General features: G+C 47.6%; 15 protein-coding genes. 9 read left to right on the plus strand and 6 right to left on the minus strand.

The features are described 5' to 3' along the window. Positions 1 to 9: 9 nt before the first annotated feature. Both BLS69_RS26685 and BLS69_RS26690 read right to left on the minus strand, forming a co-directional pair. On the minus strand, positions 10 to 666 hold the full coding sequence (locus BLS69_RS26685) for a response regulator (RefSeq protein ID WP_017691021.1): 657 nt from the start codon (positions 664 to 666) through the stop codon (positions 10 to 12). Between the two features lies 1 nt (position 667). Beyond that, positions 668 to 1,498, minus strand: a complete 831-nt coding sequence (locus BLS69_RS26690) for a sensor histidine kinase (RefSeq protein WP_091038125.1) — start codon at positions 1,496 to 1,498, stop codon at positions 668 to 670. Between the two features lie 305 nt (positions 1,499 to 1,803). Between BLS69_RS26690 and BLS69_RS32335 the strand changes: the two genes are divergently transcribed. Beyond that, entirely contained in the window at positions 1,804 to 1,971 is a 168-nt protein-coding gene (locus tag BLS69_RS32335) for a hypothetical protein (RefSeq protein WP_017691019.1), read from the plus strand. A 133-nt stretch (positions 1,972 to 2,104) separates the two neighbouring features. Here BLS69_RS32335 and BLS69_RS26695 read toward each other — a convergent pair whose 3' ends face one another. From BLS69_RS26695 to BLS69_RS26705, 3 genes are all read right to left on the minus strand, one after another. After that, positions 2,105 to 3,937 (minus strand): bifunctional diguanylate cyclase/phosphohydrolase, encoded by a 1,833-nt coding sequence (locus BLS69_RS26695; protein ID WP_091038126.1) that lies wholly within the window; start codon positions 3,935 to 3,937, stop codon positions 2,105 to 2,107. A 308-nt stretch (positions 3,938 to 4,245) separates the two neighbouring features. Beyond that, the gene (locus tag BLS69_RS26700) at positions 4,246 to 4,836 is read right to left on the minus strand and encodes a DUF5317 domain-containing protein (RefSeq protein ID WP_091038128.1); all 591 of its coding nucleotides are present in this window, start codon (positions 4,834 to 4,836) and stop codon (positions 4,246 to 4,248) included. A gap of 242 nt (positions 4,837 to 5,078) precedes the next feature. Next, positions 5,079 to 6,500, minus strand: a complete 1,422-nt coding sequence (locus BLS69_RS26705) for a hypothetical protein (RefSeq protein ID WP_091038129.1) — start codon at positions 6,498 to 6,500, stop codon at positions 5,079 to 5,081. Positions 6,501 to 6,776: 276 nt separating this feature from the next. On the opposite strand from BLS69_RS26705, the gene BLS69_RS26710 reads away from it, so the two are divergent. The 7 genes from BLS69_RS26710 to BLS69_RS26740 all read left to right on the plus strand — a co-directional run bounded on the left by BLS69_RS26710 (position 6,777) and on the right by BLS69_RS26740 (position 13,917). Next, a complete protein-coding gene (locus BLS69_RS26710; protein ID WP_017691014.1) occupies positions 6,777 to 7,808 on the plus strand; it encodes a BMP family lipoprotein in 1,032 nt (343 codons plus the stop codon). A 293-nt stretch (positions 7,809 to 8,101) separates the two neighbouring features. Continuing rightward, positions 8,102 to 9,601 (plus strand): ABC transporter ATP-binding protein, encoded by a 1,500-nt coding sequence (locus tag BLS69_RS26715; RefSeq protein ID WP_091038131.1) that lies wholly within the window; start codon positions 8,102 to 8,104, stop codon positions 9,599 to 9,601. After that, a complete protein-coding gene (locus BLS69_RS26720; RefSeq protein WP_017691012.1) occupies positions 9,598 to 10,665 on the plus strand; it encodes an ABC transporter permease in 1,068 nt (355 codons plus the stop codon). The genes BLS69_RS26715 and BLS69_RS26720 overlap by 4 nt, the downstream gene beginning before the upstream one ends. After that, the gene (locus tag BLS69_RS26725) at positions 10,649 to 11,572 is read left to right on the plus strand and encodes an ABC transporter permease (RefSeq protein ID WP_091038133.1); all 924 of its coding nucleotides are present in this window, start codon (positions 10,649 to 10,651) and stop codon (positions 11,570 to 11,572) included. The genes BLS69_RS26720 and BLS69_RS26725 overlap by 17 nt, the downstream gene beginning before the upstream one ends. 47 nt (positions 11,573 to 11,619) lie before the next feature. Next, positions 11,620 to 12,291 carry a sulfite oxidase-like oxidoreductase gene (locus tag BLS69_RS26730; RefSeq protein WP_017691010.1) on the plus strand — a complete coding sequence of 224 codons (672 nt, stop codon included), beginning with the start codon at positions 11,620 to 11,622 and terminating at the stop codon, positions 12,289 to 12,291. A 1-nt stretch (position 12,292) separates the two neighbouring features. Further along, positions 12,293 to 13,051 carry a nucleoside phosphorylase gene (locus tag BLS69_RS26735; RefSeq protein ID WP_091038134.1) on the plus strand — a complete coding sequence of 253 codons (759 nt, stop codon included), beginning with the start codon at positions 12,293 to 12,295 and terminating at the stop codon, positions 13,049 to 13,051. Positions 13,052 to 13,305: 254 nt separating this feature from the next. After that, the gene (locus tag BLS69_RS26740) at positions 13,306 to 13,917 is read left to right on the plus strand and encodes a hypothetical protein (protein ID WP_091038136.1); all 612 of its coding nucleotides are present in this window, start codon (positions 13,306 to 13,308) and stop codon (positions 13,915 to 13,917) included. A 65-nt stretch (positions 13,918 to 13,982) separates the two neighbouring features. On the opposite strand, the gene BLS69_RS26745 is transcribed toward BLS69_RS26740, so the two are convergent. Further along, a complete protein-coding gene (locus BLS69_RS26745; protein WP_091038138.1) occupies positions 13,983 to 14,168 on the minus strand; it encodes a hypothetical protein in 186 nt (61 codons plus the stop codon). A gap of 162 nt (positions 14,169 to 14,330) precedes the next feature. Here BLS69_RS26745 and BLS69_RS26750 point away from each other — a divergent pair, with 162 nt between their 5' ends. Next, positions 14,331 to 14,516 carry a hypothetical protein gene (locus tag BLS69_RS26750; RefSeq protein WP_036616704.1) on the plus strand — a complete coding sequence of 62 codons (186 nt, stop codon included), beginning with the start codon at positions 14,331 to 14,333 and terminating at the stop codon, positions 14,514 to 14,516. Positions 14,517 to 14,600: the final 84 nt, after the last annotated feature.

Genomic DNA, 14,600 nt, shown 5'->3' on the forward strand with positions numbered 1-14,600 from the left:
CAACAATGTTTATTTGCGAAGTTTACGTCCTGCAAGCCCGCTCTCTAGCGCATAGCGGGTGAGTTGTACCCGGTTTTCAAGCTGGAGCTTCTGCAAAATGTTTTTGAGATGATTCTTCACCGTCTGGTCTGAAATACCGAGTTGATCGGCGATCTCTCGATTGGTATATCCCGCGGATACCCATTGCAGAATCTCAAGTTCCCGCGCTGTTAGCGGGTTATCTTGCACATCTTCACTGCGTGGTGCGGGAAACTCCTGCAAAATCCGGTAGGCCAGTTCCTTACTGAGCGGTGCATCGTCACTGACGATGGCGCGCAGGTATTCAAGCCAGGTGGAAGGCGTTAGATTTTTGAGCAAATAGCCTTGAGCGCCTTGTTTCAATGCTTCGAACAGAAAGGTCACATCATCCGATACCGTGACCATAACAACAATAACATAAGGGAATCGCAGCTTGATCTGACGGGTGGCTTCCAGCCCATCCATATCCGGCATCTGCACGTCCATCAGGATTAGGTCAGGCATCCATTGCCCGGTGAGCTCCAGCGCTTCCTGTCCATTCGAAGCTGTACCAATCACTTCAAACAGGCTGTCCTCGGATAAAATGCTACAGATCGCTTCACGCGCATGCGCATGATCATCAACCACCAGTACACGTACATGTTCCATATTAAGAATGCTCCTTTCCTATCGTCATTCGTGTATGCCCCGGTCTTGAATCGAGGGTAAAAGACCAACCCATCTCGGCAGCACGCTCCTTCGTAATTCGCAGTCCGTACCGATCCTTCAGATGAATAGGATCTCCACTTAGTCCATTCCCATTATCCTGAATATAAATGAACCAAGCAATTGGGTTACCTTCCGCATGAACCTGAACGCGGGTAGCCTGCGCATGTTTGCGTACATTCAGTAGTCCCTCCCGGATACAGGCGAGCAGTTCCACTTGTTCCTTGGCAGAGAACGTTACACCCCTGAGGTCCCAATGAATCTGTGCGCCAGGTACCGTTTCCTTGACGAGCACTTCGACCTGCGCATGCAGTGAAATAATCTCGGGTGCCACCGTAGAGGAGGGAACAAAACGCAACTGGGCAATAGCTTGCCTTACATATGTATTGACTTCATGCACGGTTTTTTGAATCTCCTGGATCTCATGCTCATATCCGCTCCCTGCCAGACTACGGCCTGCTTTATCGGTCTTCACTGACAGCAGGAAAAGAGACTGAGATATGCCGTCGTGAAGTTCCCGTGCCAATTGGTCACGAGCCTCCAGCGCTGCTTTCGCCGCACGTTCCTGCTCCAGAGCAGCCCTGGCACCTTCGAGCATGTGGAACAATCGGCTGAGCAGTGTCACGCTGACGAGGTAAACGATAAGGGGTGTTAACCAGTTTCCTGCATCCATCGATAGGTATGGCATCAGAAACTGATGGCGAATGTATTCCCAAATGCCAACCGTGAATGTGGGGATCAGCAGAATCATCCATTTGATTTGTTTATAGGACATGAATGCAGAACTCCTTTGATCTAGGATTAGCTTAATTAGGTACTTTATTTATACAGGGATGGGACCATTATAACGCAAGGTTGTCCAAGACCCTAGTCTGTGTCTTTGGGGAATGCTGGGGAGGATCAGGGAGTATTTAGAAGGATATCTAAGAACGATAAGGGGTGAAATGTTGTCACGCTAGGTGAGGGTTGGTGTGACCAGCTGAGGAAGGCTGAGTCCGTTTTCCCTATCGGAGAAGGTCCTCTATACTTAATATAGAACGTGAATTCATTACAAAACATGTTAAGGAGTGACGCAACAACATGAGTCAAGAAGTATTGGAACGTCGCAGTGAATTGCTCAAAAAGAACATTCATCAGATGCTTGTTCAAGACAATCAGCACGGTATCAGTCGCCAAGACAACATGTTTTTGCAGCAGATGATTAAAGAGCTGCATCAGACCTCACATGAGCTGAATACCAAATCTTAATGTAGAATCTGCACGAGAATGAAGTTGTCTGGTGTACGATTCATTCCATGAAAATGAAAATGGCGCTATCTCCGATCAGACCGGGGATAGCGCTTTGACTTTTTCAGGGGGGATAGAAGAAGCTCCATTTATTTTACTGCAACTGTTGCTGAGCGGTTCTTTTCTCAATATATTGAATGAACAACTCGGCTAGCTCCGGATCGAACTGTGTACCCGAACATGAGCGTAGCTCCCGAATCGCTTCTTCCACGTTCTTGGTTTCCTGATACGGCCGCTCTGTCGTCATGGCATCAAAGGAGTCAATCACGGTCAGCATCCGGCAGAGCCGGGGAATCTCGTTACCCTTCAGGCCGTAAGGATAGCCTTTGCCATCATAACGCTCGTGGTGAAGTTCAATATACGGAATCAGATCGGCGAAGCGATCGTTCGTGATCACCATTTTTTTGCCCCAGGTGACATGTCCTTTGATCGTTTCCCATTCTTCTGCGGTGAGCTTGTCCTTTTTGTTCAGAATGGACCAAGGAATCTCCAGTTTGCCGATGTCATGAATCAGTGCTCCCAGCACGAAACGACGTTTTTCCGCATTGTCCAGTGCGAGCAATTCACTGATATCCAGTGCATATTTGTAGACCCTTTTGGAATGTTTAAACGTATCCATATCCTTGTATCTGAACAGATTGAGCTGCTGCTCGATGTCACGAACGTCCTGTACCAGATCAATCTCATGTTCCATGCCATCATTGCTGCCGTGGCGGTGCACGTTGTTCTTGCCCTGTTTCTTCGCATAATACAGTGCTTTATCCGCCTGATCCACCAGCTGGGATTTGTTATACATATCCACCTGATAGGGCGCGACGCCAGCAGAGAAGGAGAGACAACCGTGTGGAAACACTTCAACGCCTTCAAACGGCGTGTCGTTCAGTTGTTTACGCAGTTTGTTCATGAACCTGTAGGATTCGTCCAACTCCATGCCTGGCATGAGCAAAGTAAACTCTTCCCCTCCATAACGAAAGGCGGTAACAGGTGTGCCTTCCGTCTTTCGCATCAGAAAATCCCCCAGCAGGGCTAGCAGACTGTCACCTTGAAGGTGGCCAAACCGATCGTTATACTTTTTGAAATCATCAATATCAATAAGCCCCAGACAGAGCGGTGTTCCCTGCGTACGAGCGGTAGTCAGTTCATTTTCCAACATACTTTCAAAATAACTATGGTTGAACAGACCTGTGCGTTGATCCGTGTTAGCCTTCTCCTCAATGGTCTGATACATGACAAACAACTGCTTGAATGCATGGGAGAGCAGAATACTGAGACTCAGATACAACAACAGACCGAGCACGCCATTGTGTACAACCAGAATCGTCAGGACAAGTGCCAGAATCAGCGTACATAAATAAACCAGCAGGGATTCGGTAACGAATGCCCGCTTCATCTGCTGTAATGCATCCTTTGTTGAGAAATGAAAGAATAAGCCAAGTGTGATCGTGTTGATGATGAAGTAGGCTGCGAGCGCTGCAAAATAAGGAATCAGATTATAGCCATCCAGAGTTCCCGATTGCCCGCCAGTCCACTCAAAAACGGCAGCTGCTCCTGTAATCATGAGACTGTAGATGCTGAAATTGACAATGTGTTTCCACCAGGTGAGCTTGCGCTCTTTGATTAACAGGATGATGGAGACAGGAAGCAGTACAGATAAACTGAAAGCTCCGCCAAACATGAATATACAGGCAAGGTATACCGATGAATCCATGGATTGCTGATTGCCTTTGGGTGGAATCTGGAACGTGAAATAATCCAGAATTAACGCCGCACCCAGCATGGTGTAGACCATGACCCAATCCGCCGTGGTTAGATGAAGGTAAGACCACTTGTTCATGTACAGAAAAACACCGATCCCGGTACAACTAAGCAAAATAACATACAGACTGCTTCGATCTGCCTTATGGATAAGGTTACGAATAAAGTTCATAAAAATCTCCTGCTTGGGTTTAGTCTAATCTTGATGTGTTTATAATTGGTGTTCTTGTATCGGTGTATACTATATAGATGTATAACATACCAAGTTGCCTGGCAAAAATCCAGAAAGAAAAAACAGGCCGCTGGCAGCCTGTTTGTCTTGTTTGGCGGTATGGATACTAGCCGCCCAGCTTGTATCCCGAAGTTAACGCTACAACGACAGAAGCCACGATGATTGCGTTGATGACAATGCGGGAATATTTCACACCTTCAAATTTTTTCATGGAGAAGACCTCCCTTCCTTGGAGTCTACCTGTTTCTTCAAGCCTGATGAGTTTTAGCAGGTTGCACAGCCTTTTTGTCCCGATTCACCATCATGTATTGGATAAAAAGGAATATGCCAACGTTCATGACCACATCACCGATACTGATCACCTGAGTCCGTGGATAAGGGCTGGAGAGTGGGATGATATCACCGAGAAAAGGCAGATTTGTAGATGCATCCATCATAAAATGCTTTGATACGGCGCCGCCTTCCCGGAGCATGTCTACATAATAGGGTCCCAGTACAGCGGAGGCTTCCACAGAAACAGGCATGCGCCCACCGTTTACTGCCATCACGGCAAAATTGAGAAATACCCCAACCCAGATGAGCATGAAACCGGTATGGTGTCTGTTGAGCCACAGGAAAGCGAGCCCTGTGATGTAGACGGCAGCAAAGAGATATCCATTAATGGATGCCACCCATTCGAAACGTTCCTGGAGATAGAAAATAAAGAACTGGATTAGCAACAATACAGGGAAAATCCAGCCGCTTCGCAGCTTGAGTGCTGCAAACTGGTTGAGCCCATGCCGCAACCCGCCCCGAAAAAATCCAACGATCAAGCCTAGTAGAATACCGTCATATACCATGGAGTAACTCCTGTTCGTGCGGAGATATGCAATATGATTGCGTGTTTGTGTACATATAGGATTCGACCTTATATTGGTAATTCCTGCATGGGGAAAATGATTTTTTAGAAGAAATTTGCAAAATGCTGAACAAAAAACCGCCTTTACGAATCCAGGGGGCGAAATCCCTGTAAAATTCGGTAAAGACGGAGGTTTATAATGGCAAAATACGAGCTTTAATTCGGTTGGAGATGGAACTTATCTTATTCGGAACCACCGTTCAGATAGTTGAAGAAAGGTTGGTCGACCCAGAAGTCATACGTCGTAATGTCTGCATCGGGTGCCAGCTTCAGGAAACCTTCCCGAATGGCTTTGGCATTCTCTTTCAGAGAGAAGGACTGAGCATAGTAATTGCCAAGCGCGATCTTATTATTGGAAATGACCGGATAGTTCGCCAATGCGGTTGGTGAATAATACAACGGTTGCCACCAGGAGCTGAGAATCAGTGGAAAGGTACTGTCACTGTTCTTTTTAGCATATTTCAGCACAATGTCATTGAAGCGAACTTTGTCTGCCACATTGTTGAACTCAAACTGAATATCATATTCCTTCGCAGAAGCGATATAGTTGCCGTTCTCGATCTGTGTCACTTTATAATCAGGCGTTTCCTTTGGCTCGCCCCATTCCTTCAAATAAATGAAGGCAGATGTCTTCGGCTGGAATTGCACATCAGCATCAATACCTTCGCTACGCAGCAAACCAACCAACTGTACAGCATGTTGAATATTATCGTGGCCGTAGGTAAGTGTCAGTTCATCGATAAAGTTGGAATCAAAGCGGCTATCCTTCAGATTGTAACCTGTTACGAGATCATCTCGCAGGGCCTGATCCACAATTTTTCTCAGCTCAGGTGATTCGATCAGATCCGCTGTGCGATATGCAGCATACAATTTGGAATAGATGTCCGCATCGCCGGAACGCCCAATCTCATGTTTGTATTTCCCTTGACTGACCAGTACGCGTCCAAGCAAAGTATTAGCGAAATCTTTACTTGCTACGCCACCCTTAAGGAGAGCGGGGTACAGGCTTTCGGGAATGAGGCCTGTATCAATAGCCGCAGCCAGTTCCTGTGCGGCTTGTCCCTGAACACGGTTCGGGTTAATGCCAGCTTTGGCAAGCGCTTTGGCTGTTTTCTCTGTGGGATATGTATAAGCGAGTTCCTTGAATCCGGCTGCTTTCACCGCGATGAAGACGGCAGTATAAGTGCTCAGTTGATCCTTGGCACGTACTTCTGTGCCTGTAAGAACCCCACTATTGAATAAGGATACGGCAGCATCATAGGAAGAATCACCAGAGGCCAGATCGGTAAAGACAGGAGCTTTGGCTGCACTGTCACTTGCTTGAGTTGCTTCCGTGATGGCTGCAATGGCTTGAATGAAATCACCTTTGGTAATCTGTTGCGGCAATTGAATTTTGTATTTCGCTTGCAAGAATTGAGCAAAATCCGCTGCGCTTTCCGTGTAAGCAACTGGCGCCTGAGCTACCGGTCCTTTGACACTTTGTGAGGTGGTGGGTTTAGCCGGAGTTGCAGATGCTGCAGAAGCGGAAGCGGGCAAGCTAAGACTGCCTAGTGTTACCGGAGCGGCGAGTAGGGCCGCCAACGTGATCTGGGTGATTTTTTTCAAATGAATAGCCTCCTTAAAATGGGTTGGAAAATAATCAGCTTTGGGTTATAATTCTGACAATTCCTATCAGAATAGAATAATTGGATTGACTTTAGCACGGAGACGCGCTGGATGTCAACGAAAAAAAGCTTGATACAGAACGGTTTCCAATGCTTGGTAGAAAGCGAATTGTCAATTATATTCTATTTGAGTGTATACGCTCAAAGATTTATTGACAAGGATCGACAGTATCCGCTAGGATAAGAAAAAAGAATGTTGAAAAGGGGTATTTTCAAAATGAAAAGAGGTTTATCGTTCGTCTTATCGATCATCATGTTGGCTATTTTGTTGGCAGCTTGTGGGAATTCGGCTTCCAAAGACGAACAATCCGCCCAAGGCAGTGATTCGGAGAAATCTCTTCGGATGGCCCTTGTACTTCCCGAAAAAATAGGGGTTAACCCTTTCTTTGTACAGATGGATGAAGGTTTCAAAAAAGCAGGCGAAGAATTCAAAGTAGACACCAAGACGATTGAATCGACAGATCCGGCAGCATTTGAACAAAATCTGCGTGCTGCGGTTGCCGAGAATTATGATCTGATTATTACAGCCACTTTCCAGGCGGAAGATGCATTGAAGAAAGTCGCAGCAGAGAATCCGGACAAGTCCTTTGCGATTGTAGATACAACCGTTGATCTGCCTAACGTTCGTAGCGTTGGTTTCCGTGAATATGAAGGGGCGTACCTGCTCGGTGCAGCTGCTGGATTGTCCACCAAAACAGACAAAGTCGGCATGATTGCAGCAATGGATGTACCATTGATTAAGAAATATACGGAAGGTTTCAAAGCGGGATTGGAATCCGTGAATCCAGATGCAGAATTCCTCGTGAACTATGTAGGTGGATTTAATGACCCGGCCAAAGCAAAAGAATTGGCGCTGGTACAATTCGGCAAAGGCGCTGACTTCATCGCTGGCGCATCCGCTGTAGGCGATCTCGGCGTGTTCGAAGCAGCCAAAGAAAAAGGCTTCTACACTTCCGGTCAGGATACGGACCGTACTGTTGAAGACCCGGAACATATCGTATTGTCTCAATTGAAATCAACGGATACCGTTGCTTATGAGACTGTGAAAGATTTTGTAGAAGGCAACTTCAAAGCAGGTGCAGTAAACTATGGTTTGAAAGAAGACGGTGTAGGCCTGACGTACGTTACACGTGATAGCGAATCTCCGCTGAATGCTTTTGTTGGACAAGAAGTGATCGACAAGGTTAAAGCAATCAAGGATGATATCGTATCCGGCAAAATTGTAGTCAAAGATCCATTGCAACAATAGTTTTGAATGTTCTTTTCAATGAATGAGTGATGGAATTGATCAGCCGGCTGCCCGATCAGGCAGCCGGTTTTGCTGCTATTAAATGACCAGTATATGTTCAACTTATCGTTTACACGGTAACGAAGAGGACAGAAATAACCTGATGAAGCACAGCGTTCGCCTTTATCACCGGATTTTCCCCTTTATAAAAGGGAATCAAAAATCTGGGGATAACAGCGATCGGAAGGTTGTTCTGTCATCGTAGTGGCGAGTGTAACCTTTTTAAGTTGAACTGAGGGGAGCGAACGCGAGATATGCTGTTGGAGATGGAGCACATTACGAAGAAATACGGCGGCTTCACCGCTAACCGTGACATCCGTTTTAATTTGCGTGAGGGAGAGATTCATGCCCTTGTAGGTGAGAACGGGGCCGGTAAAACAACCTTGATGCGTATGTTGTATGGTATGGAACAGCCTACGTCGGGCACAATCAAAGTCCGTGGACGTGAGGTGAGCTTTGCCACGCCGTCTCAGGCGATGGCAAGTGGCATCGGTATGGTGCATCAGCATTTCATGCTGTTCCCTTCCTTTACGGTGGCGGAGAACATCGTGATCGGACGTGAACCGGCTAAGGCAGGCGCATTTGACCGCAAAAAAGCAGCGGCTCAGGTAAATGAGCTGGGCAGACAATATGGCATGCCGGTTGACCCGTGGAAAAAAGTATCCGAGTGCCCGCTTGGCATGCAGCAGCGTGTTGAAATTCTCAAGGTGCTGCATCAGGGCGCAGACATCATTATATTGGATGAACCTTCGGCGGTACTGACACCGCTTGAAGTGAAGGAACTGCTGGCGAATATGAAATCTCTCGCCAAGCTGGGCAAAACCTTTGTACTGATCACGCACAAGCTGCAAGAAGTCATGGATGTAGCAGACCGGATCACGGTGCTTCGGGATGGTCAGGTGACAGGTACGTTGGAAGCGAAGGATACACATGTGGAGGAATTGTCCCGTCTGATGGTTGGTCGTGAACTTGTGCGTATGGACAAGCAGCCATCGGTTCCAGCCGAAGCCGTGCTTCAAGTGGAAGGGGTTAATCTGTCCGGAGCGAAGGATCGTTCGGCGCTCAAGGAGATCCATATGGAGGTTCGAAAAGGTGAGGTCGTTGGTATAGCGGGTATCTCGGGTAACGGCCAGTCGGAACTGATTCAGGTCATTGCCGGACTACGTAAGGCGGATAGTGGTCGCGTTGTGCTCTCCGGGCAGGATACAACCAACTGGCCTGTACGGCGAATAAGGGAGCATGGACTTGCTCATATTCCGGAAGATCGCTACATGTGGGGAGCGGCCAAGGATGCGAGCGTTCGCGAGAACGGGCTAATGGGACACCATCATCGCTTACAGTCACGCGGCATTATCAAAGCCAAAGCAGCAAGAACGATGGTAGAGAGCTGGATCAAACAGTTCAGCATCAAGACAGGTTCTGCGGAAACCAAGGCACAGTTCCTGTCCGGAGGAAACTTGCAGAAGCTGATTGCTGCCCGTGAATTTGCACAGGATACACCGTTTCTAATTGCAGCCGAACCAACACGTGGTGTGGATATCGGTGCTATGGAGACGATTCATGCCGAATTGCTGCGCAAACGCAGTGAGGGTGCGGGCATTCTGCTCATTTCATCGGAGTTGTCGGAGATTTTGCAATTATCTGATCGGATTATTGTCATGTATGAAGGCGAAATTGCCGGAGAACTGAGAGCAGAAGAAGCGACTGAGGAACAGATCAGCTTGTTAATGGCAGGAGGGAAAGAGCGGATATGAATCGGGTAAAAGAAACACTTCGCGGACTCGTACAGCCGCTGCTTGCCGTATTCATCGGTCTGATTGCAGGGGCTGTAGCGATTCTGATCGTTGGCGGTAATGTGGTAGATACGTATGCGGAGATGTGGAAAGGAGCCTTCGGCAACTTCTACTTCTTCACCAATACGTTGGCTCGTTCCACACCAATCATCTTGGCGGGGCTTGGCGTAGCATTGGCATTCCGTGCCGGATTTTTCAATATGGGAGCCGAAGGTCAGATGATTCTTGGCGGGCTCAGTGCGGCGCTCACGGCGCTTTATCTGCCAGGCCCGGGCTGGTTTGTGTGTATTGCTGCGATTGTGGCTGGTATTGTTGCCGGTGGAATCTGGTCCCTGTTTGCAGGTTGGCTGGATGCTCGGTTTGGCATGAACTTGTTGATCACAACCTTACTACTTAATTATATTGCCATTTATTTTGGCGGCTACATGGTCTCCTATCCATTCAAGGATCGGACTGGATCTGCAGCGATGGCTCAGACACCCATGATTGATCAGAGTATCTGGTTGCCGAAGTTGTTCCAAGGCATGGGGCTGCATGCCGGCTTCATTATTGCCATTGTAGCGGCTATTCTGATCTACTGGTTCACACATAAAACGGTGACTGGTTACGAGATCCGCATGCTCGGCAGCAACCCATCCTTTGCAACCTACGGTGGTGTTCGCCGCATTCGCATGATGATGTTGTCCATGGTCATTAGTGGTGGACTTGCTGGACTCGCGGGTGCGGGGGAAGTGCTCGGTACACAGTACCGTTTCCTTGATGGCTCATTGTCATCGGCGAGTTACGCATGGAGCGGCATTATGGCAACGCTACTTGCCCGCTCGCATCCACTCGGTACAGCTGTGGCAGCTATTTTGCTGGCTGCGTTACAGACAGGTGCCATGGGGATGGAACGGAATACGGATGTGCCGCTGGAAGTTGGCAGTGTCATCCAGGCTGTATTGACGTTATTTGTATCAGCTCAGATCGGTTATTCATTCCTGAAGCGGAGAAAGGAGAAAAAGTCCAATGCAACAACTGTTTGATGCAGCCATGTTTGGCTCAACCTTGCGGATTATGACTCCAATCCTGCTTGCAGCGCTCGGTGGGGCTTTATGTTCCCGTGTCGGTCTGTTTAACGTGGGTCTTGAAGGACTGGTTCTGATCGGTGCGTTCTCCGCCATTGTCGGTAATTACCTGTTTGGCAATGTTCTGTTGGCTGTACTCTTTTCCATTATTATTGTGATGTTATTCTCGGCGCTCTTTGCCTTTATAAGTATTAACCTCAAGGCTAACGCCATCGTGGTCGGGATCTCGCTAAACTTCCTGGCTGCGGGGGTGACGACCTTTGCACTGCGTGCGATTTTTGATGTAAAAGGTGCATACTACGACAAAGACATGGTGGGACTTCCCAAGTGGGATATTCCGCTGATTAAGGACATCCCGTGGGTCAGCGATGTAATATCGGGACATAGTCCCCTGGTTTACCTCGGCATTGTGCTCGTGATTGCATTGCAATTTTATCTGTTCAAAAGTGTATCCGGCTTCCGCCTGCGCTCCGTCGGTGAGAACCCGATTGCAGCACAGAGCATTGGAATCAAGGTTCGCGGTATCCAGTATGGTGCCGTTCTGATGTGCGGTGTGTTGTGTGCTCTGGCTGGAGCACAGTTGTCGCTTGGTCAGGTGACGATGTTTACCGAAGGCATGACCGCGGGTCGTGGTTTTATCGCACTGGTAGCAACGATGCTGGGGCAAGCGAATCCGCTAGGCGTGATGGGCTCCAGTGTGCTGTTCGGCTTCATGGAAGCATTGAGTATTCGTCTGCAAGGATTCTCCTTGCCAACGCATTTCACGTTGATGTTGCCGTATATTGTAACGCTGGTCGCAATGTTCTTTTTCAAAGACCGTACCTATGCACAGGATGCACTGAAAGCGGGCGGAAGCTCGCGTTAATTCCTGAATGTCTATGTTAGAGGCAGAAGAAGAAGGAGGAATTCCACTTGCATAACAAGGCTGAACGTTTGAAAAAAAGTAAAACTCCGGCACCCAAAACAGGCAACGATCACGGAGATCGGCTGCCGCCAGGACAGATGCTGACGGAGAAATTCCCGATTCTGCATGAAGGGGAAGTGCCGGAATATGACCTGTCCACCTGGGACTTGAAGGTATTTGGCGAAGTGGAAGAAGAGAAGGTGTTCTCCCTAGCTGAGTTGCAGGCAATGCCTCAGGTGAACACAGTGAGTGATATTCACTGTGTCACACGCTGGTCGAAATTCGATACGCCGTGGGAAGGGATTCGCTTCTCCGATTTTGTGAAACTTCTGGGGGTTAAGCCGGAAGCGAAATACGTCATGATCCATGCGGATCATGATTATGAAACGAATGTACCGCTTGAAGAATTGATGCATGATGACGTACTGCTTGCATTCAAATATAACGGCGAGCCACTAACGCCCAAACATGGTTTTCCGCTGCGTATGGTCGTGCCACAACTCTACTTCTGGAAGAGTGCCAAGTGGATACGTGGTCTGGAGTTTATGACAGAAGATCGGAACGGATTCTGGGAAGTGAATGGTTTCCACCATTTTGCTGATCCGTTCAAGGAACAACGCTTCTCGGGTGAAGATCTGCCGATTCCGGAAGACGAGTGGACGAAGAAGGAGTTTGATTGATATGTTGATGCCTATTTTGCAGATTCATTCGGAAGACATGCCGGCATACGCCATCGTCTGTGGTGATCCGGCACGTGCGGAGAAGATTTCCGGCAAGCTGGAGCAGGCGAGAGAACTGGCGTTCAGTCGGGAGTATCGTACATTTGTTGGATTGTATGAAGGGGTACAGATCGCTGTGGTCAGCCATGGTGTAGGTTCACCTGGAGCAGCTGTCTGCTTCGAGGAATTGATTCGCGCGGGTGTAACAACTCTGATTCGTGTTGGTACAGCGGGATCGTATACAGCGGACTATCCAGCAGGCAGTGTGATTGTGAGTACAGCCGCTGTTCGTACGGACGGATTGACTCGCCAACTGGTGCCGGATGGTTTCCCAGCGGTAGCGGACATTGGGGTGACACAAGCGTTGATCGAAGCTGCTCGTGAGAAAGAAAGCGCGGATGCTGCAACATTTGCAGGCAAAGTGGGCGTTGGTATCACCGTAACGCTGGATGCGTTCTTTGCAGGCGTGGAAGAGATTCCACACCGCAAGTACAAGCAGGCTGGAGCACTTGCGGCTGAGATGGAAATCGCGGCGCTCTACATCGTCAGCACCTTGCGTGGCGCTCGCGCCGGAGCGATTGTCGCGATCGATGGATTCGCGGACAGTGATCTGGCTGCCGAGTATGATCCGCATACGGATGCGGTTGGACAAGCGGTGGAGCGCGAGATTAATGCAGCGCTACATGCGCTAGTCGCGCTTGCTCGTCAGGATCAGGCTTAGGTTGGTTAAAACAAGTATGCATTTTTGCTCAGTGTTACAAGCAAACCAGTAGATGATGTCCATTTGAGGTGGATAATATAAAAAGGGCGTCCCGTAAGGTCATGAATATGACCCAAGGGGCGTCCTTTCCTTTTAAGTTTTCCGTTTATAGTTAAGTGGCGCCTTTTTAAATAAACTGAAAAAGAAGAGGGGATGCAGGTACAGTAGCGAATTGTATTTCATGGCATGTTATTAAATTAGGAGAGTGATTAAATATGGGCTGGAGTAAATTACGTGAAATTCCTAATGAATACAGCGATGAGGTACAGCGGATTGATGAGCAACTTTTGAAACTGGTTGCAGCCAGAAAGGACATAACCGGAGCAGTCCAATACCAACCTCCTCAAAATACCATCGATGAATGGGTGAGCTTACTGGATATGAAGGAGGAAGATATCCGATATGTTCTCCGTAGCGTGCAACCGATGCCGCAAAGACACTACTTTCCAAGTGAACCTCTTCAATTGACAAGTGTGGTGCCGATTATGAAGAAAATGATTAAAGATTCGTGTGAGTATATGATCACGCATTCGATGCAATATGAAGGCGAAAGCCTCGTATATGTGGAGATTCAATATAAGGGGAATGAAGCTGAGCGTATACAAATGGTTCCACATTTGGCTCTGGAAATATTCAGCGAACAGAGACATATCACCATGAGACATGGCAGTCGTGGAGGAGGTGGGGAGACTCAAATTAGTTTCCGAGTGGTTCCTGCTCTTCCTTCTTCTCTGGAAAACGTTCGATTCTCCTTGATTCCCTCAATACCAGAGATGGAATACAAAGTAGAGGAAATCATTTTGGATAAACAGGTTGATTTCGATTAACGGGGAACAGGATATATCATGAAAAATGACGTATGGATAATGCGCATGTATTAAGGGCGCAAAATCTATACGTCATTATGTTTATCTGGGTAAATAACACCTTGTTCTTTCTCAAATTCATCAATATGTTGTTCAATAAGATACTCAATCTGCATTGCAATAGATCGTTTGTTTTTGTCCGCAATAACTTTAATTTTCTCAAAATTCTTTTCTCGCAACCTAAGTGTAAAAACTCTTTTATCTGTAGCCATGAAATAAAATCTCCTTAAAAAGTAATGTTCATATTGTATCATTAATTCAAGTAACACATAACTTGGGGACGGCCTGATCCTCAAAGAGAATGATAATGCAGAAAGTGGGCACGTTATATAAAGGAACATCAACCATGAATACGAAAAAGGGAGGACTCTATGATGACACAGAACAATCAACCTCAGGACGAGGCGGAAATTCGCAACAAGCTGGATGAAGACGGGGATTCCTTGATGGAGAAAAAGAAGATTTTGAGCGGAGTGGACATTGAGCCGCAGGCGGATGAATGGGCCGCGAAGCCATCACCTGTTGCTTTTAATGAAGGAAATACTTCTTCGAAAAAATAAGCAACATGAGCATCACATTCGCTTTGTGGAATGAAAATAAATTTAGCGAAGCAGGTACCCTTATGGTATCTGCTTTTTGGTTGT

Source organism: Paenibacillus sp. CF095, from assembly GCF_900101225.1.
GTDB lineage: Bacteria > Bacillota > Bacilli > Paenibacillales > Paenibacillaceae > Paenibacillus.

Bases quoted from the DNA above. Each gene is read 5' to 3' on its own strand.
- BLS69_RS26690 (WP_091038125.1), bottom strand. From the start codon at position 1,498: ATGTCCTATAAACAAATCAAATGGATGATTCTGCTGATCCCCACATTC.
- BLS69_RS26740 (WP_091038136.1), top strand. From the start codon at position 13,306: ATGGGCTGGAGTAAATTACGTGAAATTCCTAATGAATACAGCGATGAG.
- BLS69_RS26715 (WP_091038131.1), top strand. From the start codon at position 8,102: ATGCTGTTGGAGATGGAGCACATTACGAAGAAATACGGCGGCTTCACC.
- BLS69_RS26710 (WP_017691014.1), top strand. From the start codon at position 6,777: ATGAAAAGAGGTTTATCGTTCGTCTTATCGATCATCATGTTGGCTATT.
- BLS69_RS32335 (WP_017691019.1), top strand. From the start codon at position 1,804: ATGAGTCAAGAAGTATTGGAACGTCGCAGTGAATTGCTCAAAAAGAAC.
- BLS69_RS26695 (WP_091038126.1), bottom strand. From the start codon at position 3,937: ATGAACTTTATTCGTAACCTTATCCATAAGGCAGATCGAAGCAGTCTG.
- BLS69_RS26745 (WP_091038138.1), bottom strand. From the start codon at position 14,168: ATGGCTACAGATAAAAGAGTTTTTACACTTAGGTTGCGAGAAAAGAAT.
- BLS69_RS26720 (WP_017691012.1), top strand. From the start codon at position 9,598: ATGAATCGGGTAAAAGAAACACTTCGCGGACTCGTACAGCCGCTGCTT.
- BLS69_RS26735 (WP_091038134.1), top strand. From the start codon at position 12,293: ATGTTGATGCCTATTTTGCAGATTCATTCGGAAGACATGCCGGCATAC.
- BLS69_RS26685 (WP_017691021.1), bottom strand. From the start codon at position 666: ATGGAACATGTACGTGTACTGGTGGTTGATGATCATGCGCATGCGCGT.
- BLS69_RS26700 (WP_091038128.1), bottom strand. From the start codon at position 4,836: ATGGTATATGACGGTATTCTACTAGGCTTGATCGTTGGATTTTTTCGG.
- BLS69_RS26750 (WP_036616704.1), top strand. From the start codon at position 14,331: ATGACACAGAACAATCAACCTCAGGACGAGGCGGAAATTCGCAACAAG.
- BLS69_RS26725 (WP_091038133.1), top strand. From the start codon at position 10,649: ATGCAACAACTGTTTGATGCAGCCATGTTTGGCTCAACCTTGCGGATT.